Source organism: Niallia sp. Sow4_A1 (assembly GCF_052116745.1).
Lineage (GTDB): Bacteria > Bacillota > Bacilli > Bacillales > Cytobacillaceae > Niallia > Niallia hominis.
Genome location: NZ_JBQKKM010000015.1, coordinates 1 through 13545 on the forward strand (window position 1 = coordinate 1; position 13545 = coordinate 13545).

Consider the following 13545-nt stretch of genomic DNA (forward strand, 5'->3'; position numbering starts at 1 on the left):
ACCTTTTCTTATGAGACACCCAAAATAATTTTGTAATTAGTTTATTTTGTCACAGGAATTTAAACGTTGGAAATGGATCGAAAAACAAAAATGGAGGTCCGTTTTACATTTATTCCATTTAAACCTAAAATCTTACATAATTCTGCTGTAGCTGACTAAGTATATTTGATGTTAAAAAGACTCCAACAGGGGGCAAGGTACCACTAATTACGGGATATCCGGTAAGAGCTCTATCGGTTGTAGCAATCCATGTTCCGTATTCGCCTGCTTGTAAAGAAGGAGGTTTCATAATAAATCGTCCATTTAAAATAAAATGTCGAATTCTAATTGTAGCATCATCAATGATAGTTAATGTACCGGAGAACATAGCATAAGGTGAATCAAATCTTATCTGTTTAGTATTCTCATCCCAATATCCACTAATAGGAATAGGTGTACCACGAAAATTAACCGTACCAATTACCCTGTTATCTGTAATAGAGTTAATGTTGAGTACGCCCCAAACGATTGGTTTACCAGCTATAGCAGCATGGATACCCCATACTGATGGGAATGGAATACTAACCATTGTTTGCTGTGCAGTTTGCAATACTAATCTCCCCCTAAATTTAAAGTTTATGTTCTGAAGAATAAAGGATTAGATATCTTATTTACTACCCTATATAAAGGACCAATCCAGTATATGCACCACAAGCTGAATATGTTTACTTTTAACGGTTAGAAGCTCATCCTTTCGTTGAAAAATGCAGCTCATTCAAAAAATAGTTGTTAACTTTTAAGAAATCACTCGTGATGGAATCAAAAATCACGTGACAAAAAGTTATTTATTCAACTATATGGCCTTTTCTGGAATATGGGGTAAGGAAGGACTATTTGTTCTCTTCTGATAGCTTTCTATATAATGAAGCTCTAGACACATTTGTAATTTCGCAAATTTGATTTACAGTCATATTTCCTTCTTTATATAGCTTAACTGCATAATTCATTCCTGCGTGATTTTTATGATATTTCTTTAACCGACCTTTAAACTTTCCTTCTTTCTTAGCCAACTCAATCCCTTCACGTTGTCGCATACGAATAAGATCTCGCTCTAATTGGTTAACACCAGCCATTACTGTAATTAAGAATTGGCTGTATGGATTATCATCTGATAAATCTAGCCATGTATCTTTTAGTGATTTTAAGCTTGCTTTTTTTTTCCGTATGTTATCGATTAATTCAAATAGGTCTTGTGTGCTACGAGTAATTCGAGTTAAGTCTGTAACATAAATGATGTCATCTTCCTGTAGATCCTCTAACATTTTTTGAAGTTGCTCGCGATCCTTTGTTGCTCCAGAAACTTTTTCTTCGTATATAATATCCATTCCAATTTCATTTAGCTGCTCAAATTGCCTTGAAGGATTTTGGCTGGTCGAACTAACACGTATATAACCGATTTTCCGCAAAATATCACCTCGTTTTTGAGACAAGTCTTATGAGACGCTCTTAACTATGATTGTCACTTTAGACGTTATTTTGCACCAATTTTAATCGCTATTTTGCATTATAAGTAATAAAAAAGTTATCTTAAAATGATAGCTGATAAGTTAAAATAAAGTTCTTCAACTTAAAATTAAGTGGTTAAAACAACAGTTATGATATTCCATTAAAGGGCCAGATTGTTGAGGAACGTTTTCAAGTAAATAGATTATTCTAGTATGAATATACGCATGAAATGCTCCTTTCCTGCATATACCGTAGTGATATGAAGAGGAGAGGATGAAATGGTACAACCTTTAGATCCTAAAAGGATTCCTAAATTCGTAAATCAACTCGTTATCCCACCGGTATATATGCCTACTATTCTTAGACAGCCAATATCTGGTGAAGTGATCGGGCATGCGTATAAAATTGAAGCAAGTGAATTCCAGCAGCAAATCTTACCGCCTGGATTCGGTACCACGAAAGTTTTTGGTTACAGTGGTATGATACAGGACCCGTACACGGGAAGAGCGGTTTACTATAAAAGTGCTCCAGGTTCCACATTTGAAGCCATTCGAGGAATTCCTGTACATGTTCAATGGATAAACAACATTACTGGTCCCCATTTTCTTCCGGTTGATCCGACACTCGATTGGGCAAATCCAAATTCCATGTCAGTTCCTCTACCACCATTTCCATCATTTCCACCAGGATTTCCCCTAGCACAGCAACCAGTACCTATTGTCCCTCATTTGCACGGAGGAGAGCATCCATCTTATTTTGACGGTTATCCTGATGCTTGGTTTACTGCAGATGGAAGGACCGGTATGGCTTTCATAACTAATACCTATACATTCCCCAATGTACAACAGCCTACAGCTCTTTGGTATCATGACCATACCATGGGAATGACTCGATTGAATAATTACGCCGGGCTTACAGGGTTCTATTTGCTCCGTGATATGAATGACCCCATTGTCCCGTTTCTTCCTAGTAGAGAAAATGAGATTCCACTCAACATTCAGGACCGATCTTTTAATACTGATGGTTCTCTTTTCTATGATCATATGGGGGCTAACCCAAGTATTCATCCTTATGTGGTACCAGAGTTTTTGGAAACACGATAATGGTGAATGGTAAGGTGTGGCCGAACCTTAATGTCAAACCTCAACAATACCGTTTTCGTGTTCTGAATGGTTCAAATGCTCGTTTTTATCGTTTACAGCTTTCCAATAAACAGAAATTTATCCAGATTGGCACCGATGGAGGTTATTTACCTCAAGCTGTAGAACTTTCCTCACTTTTGATTTCACCGGCAGAACGAGCAGATATCCTTATTGATTTCTCTACTTTAGCTCCTGGTACAACCGTTATTTTAACGAATACTGCTAACGCCCCGTTCCCTGATGGAACACCGGCAGACCCACAAACTGTTGGTCAAATTATGCAATTTACAGTCATAAATGAAACTGTCTTACCGCCAAAGAAATTGCCACCTGTTCTTAACAGCATTCCTCAATTAAAGCCAACAAAAACGAGAACTTTGACTTTATTCGAACTGGAGGGTCCTAATGGTCCCTTGAAAGTTACGTTAGATGGCCAACTGTGGGGTAATCCCGTTTCTGAGCTGCCTCAGGCAGGAACGACAGAAGATTGGCAAGTTGTTAACCTTACCGATGACACCCATCCAATCCATCTTCATCTCGTTCAGTTCCTGCTCGTTAGCCGCCAGAAATTCCATTCTGACGCTTATTTGAAAGACTGGATGCAACTAAATCAAACGACGCCTCCTAGCACCCCACCTTATTTTGTTAAGCCTAAGACACCACCAATAGACGCATATTTACAAGGTCAACCTATTGCACCTCCACTCAATGAGAAAGGGTGGAAGGATACCATACAAATGAATGCGGGAGAAGTGACAACGATAAGAGTTCGGTTTACTTCCCAGGATGGCAGTCCCTTTCCATTCGACCCTAGCCTTGGGCCTGGATATGTATGGCATTGCCATATGCTTGAACACGAGGATAATGAAATGATGAGACCGTTAAAGGTATTGCCTTAAAGATCTAAAAAAATAAACATGGTCAAAATAAATTTTGTTCTTTGGCAAAGTAAGGTGAACTCGAAATATAAGTTATTCCGCTAGCTTACCAAAAGTAATTCCTGTAACTATTTAAGTAATAAATACCCAAAAAGGAGATAGAACTAGATTCGATATCCATATTTTATCTCCTTTATTATCCAAGCTAAATACGCTTTTCCATTACAATGTAAACTATATATTCAAAATTACTTACTTTGGCCTAAAGCTGAAATGATGGAACCGATGGCTTGGATCCAACTTCCGACCACATTCAGTTCTTGCCCCTCCCTGTTCCTTAGTTCGTTGATACCTGAAAGTGCTTGTAATGCATTACCAATTGCTTGTAGAAGGTTTCCATATATGCTGTAAAGCTCTTTTACAGTAGGTTCACGGCCTAGAGCATCAGCAAGAGATACTCCACCACCAACTGCTTGAAGTAAATTTCCTTTTATGTTTAATTCCTTTTTTGTTTTTTCGCTAAAATTTATTAATATCCCTACAATGACCGTTGAATTTCCTATTGCCTGAATTTCGTTGCCTATCTTTTCAAGGGTAAAGTTTTTTTCACTATCTGCTACTAATGAATTTCCGGTTGCTTGTAATACATTTCCCCATAGATTTAAATCTCCAAGCAGAGTATCGGAAATATTTTTGGAAGGTGTAGCTCCGATAGCTGAAAGGGTTGTTCCAATCGCTTGGACCCAAGAACCAAACGTTGCTTTCAGTTCATTATCCATAACTTGAACACCTTCTTTTAATTATTGTAAACATTTATAGTTTGCTTTGTTACAGATGTATCCAAAATTAGATAAATGGCAAAAAAAATAGTTTGTTGTAGGGAGAAAAATTTGGGGGTGTTTATGTATAGAAGTTAAGTTATTCAGCAATCGGGCGCTTTTCATGAGTAAAAAAAGCCTAATTTCTCACTTACAACACCGAGAAATTAGGCTTTTTTTATATTTGAATTTCCTTAATGTTGTAAATCCGCATTTCCTGACGCTACTACTATTAAATAGTTTAAGAACCCGTAGATTTCTATTCTGCGAGCTCCTTTTTAATCCTATAAACAGTTGATCGAGTAATGGCATTTTTTTCTGCGATTTGCTTAATTGGGGTTCCGGATTTCAACATTCTTACGACTTCTTGATAGACTAATCGCTTTTGTGGATTCTTTGCATTAGGTGAATAAAGTAACGGACGCCCTTTGTAAACTCCTTTTTCTTTGGCAATTTTTATACCTTGGGCTTGACGACGTTTACTTTCTGTCCGTTCCATTTCTGCAACCATCGCCAAAATCTGAACAATCAAATCTTTCATAAATCGGTCCAACAAGGGGTTTCCAATAGCTTCAGCTAAGATAGGCATACTCGTCACGATCAAACCTGCATTTTTATTTTTTAAAGTAGTAACCGTTTCAATAATCTCATTGTAGTTCCTTCCTAGTCGATCAATTGCTTCAACCATGAAATAATCTCCTTCACGAACAAAATCAAGAGCTTTTTGGAATTGCTCTCGATTATTTACTGCAGCACCAGATTTCTTCTCTGTAAATATTTTTTCTGCGCCAAAACTTTTCAAGTTTTCAATTTGCCGTTCCAAATTTTGATCTTCAGTAGAAACTCTAGCATAAGCAACTTTCATTTCGTAATTTTCTCCTTTTACAAATCTATTTAATAGACACCCTAATCATACACTTAAAACCTAATCTTAACAATAATGCTTAAGTGGTTGTTTAAGGTTTACCCTAAATAGACATTGAATAAAAAATATGAAACAATGGACAGGAATCCAAAAAAAGGGAGTGACAAAAGACAATGCAAAAAATAAATTCTTTAACTCAATGTACAGAAATACAACTAGAGGAAGCACACAGAAAATATTTAATTATCTATCCATATTTACAAAAGCCAAAATATTTAGAAAAGATTAGCGTTGAGGAAAACATTTCAATTCGCACTTTGCGTTATTGGATTCAGAAATATCAAGAACTAGGTTTAAGAGGACTGGTTCGAATGAAAAGAACTGATAAGAGCAAAGTGAAAGTTGACCTAGCAATCCAAGACCAAGTAAAAAAATATTCTTGTCCAACAAAGGTATTTCAATTACTTCCATTTACCGAAGAACACTAGCTTGGTGTGAAGATAATGATTTACAATCTCTACGAACTACGCAATTAATTGCTAATTGAAATTCCTTTATTTTTCTATTTTATTCAAGGTAAGTAATATTCAAAGGAAATGTATTACTACAGAACCTAAAGCATAGGTTTAATGTAAACCTTTCTAACAATGTCAGATAAAGGGGGCAATTATATGAATAATACCAATTCAAAGTCAGAACAAAGTGATCAATCGCCAATAAGTTCTAGCCTTAGACTTGCCCTAATAACTGCTATTCTTACTACTATTGAAGAAGGCATTGCAACTATAGAAGCGATAACAGTTATAGATGAGGAAATCATTAATTCAGAAAAAGAAAAACAAGATCAAAAAGAATTAGATGAAAAGTTTGAAAAGATGCAGCAGCAAATTGACAAATTAACAACTGAATTAACAAAAGTAACAAAAAAGGAAATGGGAACAAACAGAAAGCAGTAGGTTTTTATCACAAGATAGCAAGGAGTACTAATAATCAAATTATTAAAGGGGTACGACCGAGATACATGTAAAAAAGGGTCATAGTATGGTATTGTTTACCATTTATAACCCTTTCTTGCTCTTTACTTTCTTATATACTATACAGGAATATCTCCCTCGATTGGTTGTGGAATATTTTCTAAATCGATCATATAGTCTCCGAAACGTTTTATATGCCTAGTCAGATAAGGGCTAAGCATGACAATATCTTCTTTTGAAAATACATAGCCTTCTTTAGAAAGTTCCCACAAAATAAGTGTTATATCACATACATTTTGGAATATTACTGCGTTGGCAACTAAATCATTATATTTAATTCGCTTTTCTTGTTCTTCTGGATCATTTTCTGAAATGATCCCATCGCCACCAAAAAATAGCCATTTGGAAAAGCCGTTATATGCTTCGACTTTGTTTGTACTAGCACCAATTTGCTCTCTTAGTTTTATATCAGAAATATATTTAAGCAAAAATACAGTTCTTACAATCCTTCCTAATTCCCTAAAAGCTTGATATAATCGGTTTTTTCTACTATAGTTACTTAGTTTTCTAAGTAGTGTAGAGGGTAATATTTTACCAGCTTTTATAGAAAGAACCACTTGGAGCAGATCTTGCCAGTGTGTTTCAATTAGGTCCCAGTCAACGGTATCACTAAACAACTGATCAATGTGGTGATATTTTGTGTCCTTATCAGCCCTGTAAAATTTTAAATCCTTCCAATTTCGAATACGAGGCATTAAATTAATCCCCAATAAATGTGCAAGTGCAAAAACAGGCGTTGATTGACCTTGCGTATCAGCATGTAACGTATCGGGCTGAATGTCTGATTTATTTTTCAGCAAACCATCAATAATATAAACTGCTTCCCAAACTCCACATGGAATGAAGTGACTAAAGAGTGCAATATAAGTATCTGAAACATGATGATATGCAATCCCCCCATAACCTCCGTATCGAATGTGGTATTCAGAGATTAAGTTTTCTTCGTAGAGATCAAATTTTGTTCCATCTGCAGCAGCCGTTTTTCCATCACCCCATAGTCTAGGCAAACTAAATTGATTGTATTGATTTAAAATATTACGAATAGCTTCGTCTATTTTAGATGCATTAATATGTCGCCGATTTACAAATGAAATCATGTGTGGGGTTACTTCTTTTTTCATGTGCTTAGAAGTCTGTGTTGGTCCTAAATTACATCCGTATCCAAAAGAAGTAATGATATAACGTTCCATTGCATTTTCAAGCTTAGGATCTGAACCAGATAATGGTCCAAAATGCCGTGTCCAATTTGTCCAATGTTCTACATTACAAAGAATATCTAAGACATTTCGTTCAGGTAAACGTTGAGAAATAACTACCTCTAACGCCTTACTTGTCTGAGGTTGTTCTTTTCTCATTATTTTTCTCAACGTTGGTTCTCCATTTTCATTAATGATTACCTGGCCGTTATCAGGGTAGTTTAAATCTACTTTTTGTGCAGTATCTCCTAGCCAGAGCTTTAATTGTTGAACAAAATCCCCTGAATTTGAAGAAAAGCCAAGTTCCTTACAGTATTCATCTACCATAGGTTTACACTCATCCCAAGAAAGGAGCTGTTCACGGTAATCAGCAAAATTCTCTGATCCTTTTACACAAAGGTCTCCCGTTTTTAAATCGCTTGCAAGATAGGAAAAAATACAGATTTCAAGGTGTTTACGATGGATTAAGTTATTTTCTTTAGGTACATAAATCGTTTTTTTCCACTGTTCACTAGCAAATGAAAGATCCAAATCTATTTGTAGATTTTCAATTTTTCGGTTCTCATTATCACGTAAAAATTGTAAAGCTTCTAAAAGTGATTGATCCTGTGTGGTTGAATTAATTTCAATCATACTAATCAATCTAAAAAGAGTTTTCCTGTGGCTTTTATAGAACTTCCATAAAAGAGGAAGGTAGTTATTGCCATTATATGATGAAATTGATTCACAATCTTCTTTTAATGCGTCGATACCACCTCTTCTCCCTAATAACTCCCTTATTTTCTGACCAGTCAAGGTATCGTTCTCATTTATACTTGTGGCATTTAAGACTTCCGCCAAAACAGATATAAGATTTTCAGTTTTTGATCTATGTTTTTCTCGAAGAAGTTCTAGCTCCTCTTTGCCTTTGTTATGTATAGTTCTGACTCTTTTGAGAAACATCTCTACCAAACTATCTATAGCTGAAATTTTTGAGCGATAAATCATACAAAGTAGCAGCATATATCTTTTAGCTAAATTAAAGTCTTTTAATTCTGATGCATCAAGCGCTTTTGCTTCTAAAGCGAAGTGTTTAATTTTTAAATTTGGAATATCCTCTAGTAAGCTATCAATTTCTTCTATAAAATCAGTTAACAGAAGTAACCTATTTTGTATTTCTTTCATATGCGAAAGTGTTGCGCTTTTTGGAATTTCTTTTAATAAGTTATATTCAGAAGTCCGATTATCATTTTTAGTAACTAGTAATTGATCTAATTTTCGCTCAATTTCAGGAGTCAATTTTGAAAATACTGAATTAAATAACTGGTGATTCACTAATGTTCTTATACGACGAGCCAATCGATCTAATGTACTAAAAGCAGGTAATTCACACCTTTCTTTTATTAATATTTCAATGGATACGTTGATAAGATCGGCTGGATTGTCCATTACCTGTGTAGCCTTATAAATTGAAGTAGTTGCAATATGTAAGGCTTCTTTTCCATAAGGACGTACATTGAGGTAATCTCTAATTGCTTTTTGATGTCGGTAAATTGATTTACTATTGTAATTCGGTTCAACACTAGCAGAGAGATTCAAACAGGTCCGAATATGAATCATGATCTCTACAGGAATATCTTTCGGTAGAGGAAAGTAACCAAGTCGTTGGAAAGACTTTAACATAACTAATAGACTTAGAACTGAAACAGGTCCTCTAGCAACTTTATGCGCAAATTGGTTTTCTTCAGGTGTAGGGGAGTAAACATCACGAAGTTCTTTTGAAGTAGGACGTTTTTTAAATCTTGGATAAGCCGTACGTTCTATAGATGCCAAATTACCAACTCCATTCAAATTAAGTTGGGGGTGGTGACAGAGTAGCTGCCCTAGTCCGTCACATAATTCCCTAAAAATATAAGAGATTTTTAATTTGCTTCTCTAGTTTTCTTTTATTAATCGCTCGATATAATGATCCCTGTGAAAGTCCTGTACCTTCTACAATTTCTTTTACCGAGTATTCTTTACTGTCATACATCCTCAAGGCTATTTCAATTTTCCCTTGATCCACTTTAGGCCTTCCTAGTTTTTTTCCTCTTCTTTTACTCGCTTCTAACCCTTCTTTAACTCTTTCTACAATTAAATTTCTTTCTAACTCTGCGATGACACACATCATTTGAAACATGGCTTTTCCTGTTGATGTTCTTGTATCCATGTTCTCCTTAATAGAAACGAACTTTACACCAGTATCCTCGAATTGCTGAATAATAGAAAGAATATCAAGTGTTTTTCTCCCTAAGCGTGAAATACTTTCTACTACAACGGTATCACCTTTCCTTATTACATCTAGCAATGAGTTAAGTCCATCTCTATCCTTTGTAGTCCCAGTAAATTTCTCTTGAACCATTTTTTCACAGCCGTACTCAGAAAGTAATATAATTTGTCGGTCTAAATTTTGGTCAACTGTCGAAACTCGAGCATAACCGATTATCATAAAGAAGCCTCCTGCACAATTTAATAATCTAATTGTACAAGAGACATCATTTTTGTAAAAGTATTTGGTAAAACTTTTGGTAATTATTTTTGGTAACCTATAAAATTAGTAAAATCAAGCATCAGTATTTCTCATAAATATTGTTACAAAAAATATGGTTTTTGGTAACAATCTTTTTATTAATACAAAACCAATCAGATATAATTATTTTGATAAACGCTCCATGAGAGTAGCTTTTTCTGCTTCAAAACCAGGTTTGTCAAGTAAAGCAAACATATTCTTCTTGTATGCTTCGACTCCAGGCTGGTCAAATGGGTTAACTCCTAATAGATGGCCACTAATCCCACATGCCTTCTCAAAAAAGTAAACCATCTCACCGTAAGTGTATTCATTCATTTCATCCAGTTCAATCACGAGATTAGGTACTTCTCCATCTATATGGGCCATAAGGGTACCCTGAAATGCACTTTTGTTGACTTCATCCATCGTCTTACCTGCCAGGAAGTTTAATCCATCAATATTTTCTGGATCCTCCTGAATAGTCACTTCAATTCGAGGTTTCTTAATCTGTAAAACCGTTTCTAAAAGGTTTCGTCGACCTTCTTGTACATATTGCCCCATGGAATGCAAATCCGTTGAAAAATCAACGGAAGCAGGGAATAGCCCCTTTTGATCTTTTCCTTCACTTTCCCCAAACAGCTGCTTCCACCATTCCGATACGTAGTGAAGGGAGGGCTCATAGTTAACAAGCACTTCAATTGCTTTTCCCTTATTGTAGAGTACATTTCGGACCGCAGCATACTGATAGCTCTCATTTGTCAATAAATCAGGATTGTTGTATTTACGGGCTGCTGCTGCTGCCCCTTCCATCATATGATCAATATCAAGTCCTGCTACGGCAATTGGTAAGAGACCAACTGCTGTTAGCACAGAATACCTTCCACCAACATCATCCGGAATAACGAACGTTTCATATCCTTCTTCGTCCGCAAGCTTTTTTAATGCGCCTTTTTTCTGATCTGTAGTAGCAAAAATACGTTTTCTCGCCTCTTCTTTTCCGTATTTTTTCTCCATATAGTCACGGAAAATACGGAAAGCAAGGGCTGGCTCTGTCGTTGTTCCTGATTTAGAAATGACGTTAACAGAGATATCTTTCCCCTCTAATAGTTCAAATAAATGAGATATATAAGTAGAACTGATATTCTGACCGGCAAAATAAACATGTGTCTTATTGTTCATCTGGTTATGAAAGCTATGGGACAGAGATTCTATAGCCGATCTTGCCCCCAGGTACGAACCACCAATACCAATTACAACCATTGCGTCTGAATGTTTCTTGATTCTTTCAGCAGCTTGTTTAATTCTTTCAAATTCACTCTTATCATAGTTTAGTGGCAAATCGACCCAACCAAGATAATCAGAGCCGGGGCCTGTTTTTTCATGTAGCATTTTATGAGCCACTTTTACAAATTCACTTAGATTATCTACTTCACTCTTTTTCATAAATGCTAATGCATTGGAGTAATCAAACGAAATAGTCATACATTACTTCCCCTTTCAATCAAATTTAGCTTAGCTGCTTCAATCGGAGATCCTTCTCCGTAAAAAAGATCTCTCGGCATAGTAAAACGTTTCATGTTAGTGCATTCTCCTTTTCTACAGTATATAAGGGAAGTTTTTAAAAACACATTTAAACTCCCCCTTTTCAATTTTGAAAAATCCTTAGTGGGACCGTGTAATTATCAATAGCGTACATTAAAAGATAGTTAGTATTAAGAAAACTCAATGGTCCCTCTCTACATCGGCACTTAGTATGTCTTCTGTTTTGATTTCAAGTAATATTTCCAAGAATCTTATCGTTCCTAATACTTTTCGAGTGTCTCCCTCATTTTGAACATTCTCCATTTTCTTTTGTTGGATCAGTTCACTTATTACTTGCTTGAAAGCATTGGTTTTTATAAGCCATTCTCCAACCAGTAGCTTAGTTGAGTCTCTCTCGTGTTCGGTTTTGACAGCAAATAAACTTTCGGTATCTGTCTCTCTTAACGTGATTGAATTAAAATCTTCGCTCATTTGAATCCGAAAATAATTCCTTTCACTATCATAGTATTTTCCGTCCCTTAGAAGAAAATACTCTATCCCTAATACTATTTCATAAAAGGGCTCATTATCTGATGGAGAATGGAGTTCTTTTACTTCGATATTCTTCACCATGTCTAAATAGGTTTCTAAACCATATTGTGTGTTAATGATTTTTGCATCCAATACGTTCATGATGTCACACCTCAATATTGTTTTATTTTTTTGGCTCTGTTAAACTTGTCTGTTGGCTCCAGGTGCTCGCTTTCCGCGGGCGAGCCGGGAGCCTCCTCGGCGCTGTGCGGCTGCGGGGTCTCCCTTGTCCTGTTTTTCCCACAGGACGTTGAATCATCATCCGTGAATAGGCACCGCACGAGAAAATGTGAATGCATTTTCGAGGAGTCTCGCTCCTTCCGCTTCAATCAACATAGTTAGCACTATCAACGACTTAAGTAAATCTACCAATTTTTGGGATATACCAAACTAAAAATCCAATGAATTTCCGGCTCATTTTAACGAAAGACATATACAGCAGATGACTTTATGATTTTTCCACAGCATGTCCGCCAAATTCATTACGAAGGGAAGCTACCACTTTACCTGTAAATGTATCATTGTCTAATGAACGGTAACGCATTAGTAAAGACATAGCGATAACAGGGGTAGCTGTTTGAAGATCCAAAGCGGTTTCAACTGTCCATTTCCCTTCCCCAGAAGAATGCATAATGCCCTTAATTTCATCTAATTTTGCATCTTTAGAAAATGCGCGTTCTGTCAATTCCATGAGCCATGAGCGGATGACAGAACCGTTATTCCACACCCGTGCCACTTTTTCATAGTCAAAATCGAAATCGCTTTTTTCCAGGACTTCGAATCCTTCACCAATGGCGGCCATCATTCCGTATTCTATTCCATTGTGGACCATTTTTAAGAAGTGGCCACTACCAGATTTCCCAGCATATAAATACCCATTATCTACAGCTGTATCTCTAAAAATCGGCTCGACAATGCTCCATGCTTCAGGATCTCCACCAATCATATAACAAGCACCATAGCGAGCACCTTCCATCCCCCCAGAAGTACCGGCATCCATAAAGCTCACTCCAACTTTCTTCAACTGTTCGTAACGACGAATGGATTCCTTATAATGCGAATTACCAGCTTCAATGACGATATCTCCTTCACTTAGAAATGGTGTGATTTCACTAATAACTGAATCAACGACGGAGTGTGGGACCATTATCCAAACAACTCGTGGCTTTTCTAATGATTGAACAAGATCTTGTAAACTGGATGCTCCTTCAACTCCATATTTTTTAATTTCTTCAATAGTATTTGTATTTAGATCAAACGCCATTACACGGTGTTTATTGTCAATTAAGTTTTTTCCTAAGTTCATACCCATTTTCCCTAATCCAATTAATCCTACTTTCACTTGAGTTTCCTCCTTTAAATTACAAAAAATAGCGTGTATTATTATGCTACCCATTTGTTGTTCTTCATGGTCTCCTTATGGAACCATAAGGATTCAACAAATACTTTAAGTTCCTTGGGTAAATCGCGTAACAATTATCTGTCAAA

General features: G+C 36.1%; 13 protein-coding genes. 4 read left to right on the forward strand and 9 right to left on the reverse strand.

All coding sequences use genetic code 11. The features are described from left to right. Positions 1-124 precede the first annotated feature (124 nt). Positions 125-589 carry a hypothetical protein gene (locus tag ACTQ5K_RS10150; protein WP_109768765.1) on the reverse strand — a complete coding sequence of 155 codons (465 nt, stop codon included), beginning with the start codon at positions 587-589 and terminating at the stop codon, positions 125-127. Positions 590-869: 280 nt separating this feature from the next. Further along, entirely contained in the window at positions 870-1445 is a 576-nt protein-coding gene (locus tag ACTQ5K_RS10155) for a recombinase family protein (RefSeq protein WP_026677826.1), read from the reverse strand. A gap of 318 nt (positions 1446-1763) precedes the next feature. Here ACTQ5K_RS10155 and ACTQ5K_RS10160 point away from each other — a divergent pair, with 318 nt between their 5' ends. Together ACTQ5K_RS10160 and ACTQ5K_RS10165 are read left to right on the forward strand one after the other, a co-directional pair. After that, entirely contained in the window at positions 1764-2588 is an 825-nt protein-coding gene (locus tag ACTQ5K_RS10160) for a hypothetical protein (protein WP_201781405.1), read from the forward strand. Positions 2589-2602: 14 nt separating this feature from the next. Continuing rightward, positions 2603-3526 carry a multicopper oxidase family protein gene (locus ACTQ5K_RS10165; RefSeq protein WP_201781406.1) on the forward strand — a complete coding sequence of 308 codons (924 nt, stop codon included), beginning with the start codon at positions 2603-2605 and terminating at the stop codon, positions 3524-3526. Between the two features lie 227 nt (positions 3527-3753). Here ACTQ5K_RS10165 and ACTQ5K_RS10170 read toward each other — a convergent pair whose 3' ends face one another. Next, entirely contained in the window at positions 3754-4284 is a 531-nt protein-coding gene (locus tag ACTQ5K_RS10170) for a DUF6944 family repetitive protein (RefSeq protein WP_031538325.1), read from the reverse strand. A 298-nt stretch (positions 4285-4582) separates the two neighbouring features. Beyond that, on the reverse strand, positions 4583-5188 hold the full coding sequence (locus ACTQ5K_RS10175) for a recombinase family protein (RefSeq protein ID WP_031538326.1): 606 nt from the start codon (positions 5186-5188) through the stop codon (positions 4583-4585). Between the two features lie 173 nt (positions 5189-5361). Between ACTQ5K_RS10175 and ACTQ5K_RS10180 the strand changes: the two genes are divergently transcribed. Together ACTQ5K_RS10180 and ACTQ5K_RS10185 are read left to right on the forward strand one after the other, a co-directional pair. Continuing rightward, entirely contained in the window at positions 5362-5676 is a 315-nt protein-coding gene (locus ACTQ5K_RS10180) for a helix-turn-helix domain-containing protein (RefSeq protein ID WP_031538327.1), read from the forward strand. Between the two features lie 183 nt (positions 5677-5859). Further along, a complete protein-coding gene (locus ACTQ5K_RS10185; protein ID WP_031538328.1) occupies positions 5860-6144 on the forward strand; it encodes a hypothetical protein in 285 nt (94 codons plus the stop codon). Between the two features lie 137 nt (positions 6145-6281). Here the strand turns inward: ACTQ5K_RS10185 and ACTQ5K_RS10190 are convergent, their stop codons facing one another. The 5 genes from ACTQ5K_RS10190 to gnd form a co-directional block, all read right to left on the reverse strand. Next, positions 6282-9230 carry a Tn3 family transposase gene (locus tag ACTQ5K_RS10190; RefSeq protein ID WP_441993901.1) on the reverse strand — a complete coding sequence of 983 codons (2949 nt, stop codon included), beginning with the start codon at positions 9228-9230 and terminating at the stop codon, positions 6282-6284. Positions 9231-9300: 70 nt separating this feature from the next. Beyond that, on the reverse strand, positions 9301-9885 hold the full coding sequence (locus ACTQ5K_RS10195; protein ID WP_031538330.1) for a recombinase family protein: 585 nt from the start codon (positions 9883-9885) through the stop codon (positions 9301-9303). A gap of 204 nt (positions 9886-10089) precedes the next feature. Beyond that, complete coding sequence (locus tag ACTQ5K_RS10200; protein ID WP_031538331.1) at positions 10090-11427, reverse strand: glucose-6-phosphate isomerase; 1338 nt, start codon at positions 11425-11427, stop codon at positions 10090-10092. A gap of 240 nt (positions 11428-11667) precedes the next feature. Continuing rightward, positions 11668-12159, reverse strand: coding sequence for a hypothetical protein (locus ACTQ5K_RS10205; protein WP_031538332.1), 492 nt, complete (start codon positions 12157-12159; stop codon positions 11668-11670). 346 nt (positions 12160-12505) lie between these two features. Continuing rightward, positions 12506-13399 (reverse strand): phosphogluconate dehydrogenase (NAD(+)-dependent, decarboxylating), encoded by an 894-nt coding sequence (gene gnd / locus ACTQ5K_RS10210; RefSeq protein WP_031538333.1) that lies wholly within the window; start codon positions 13397-13399, stop codon positions 12506-12508. Between the last annotated feature and the right edge of the window lie 146 nt (positions 13400-13545).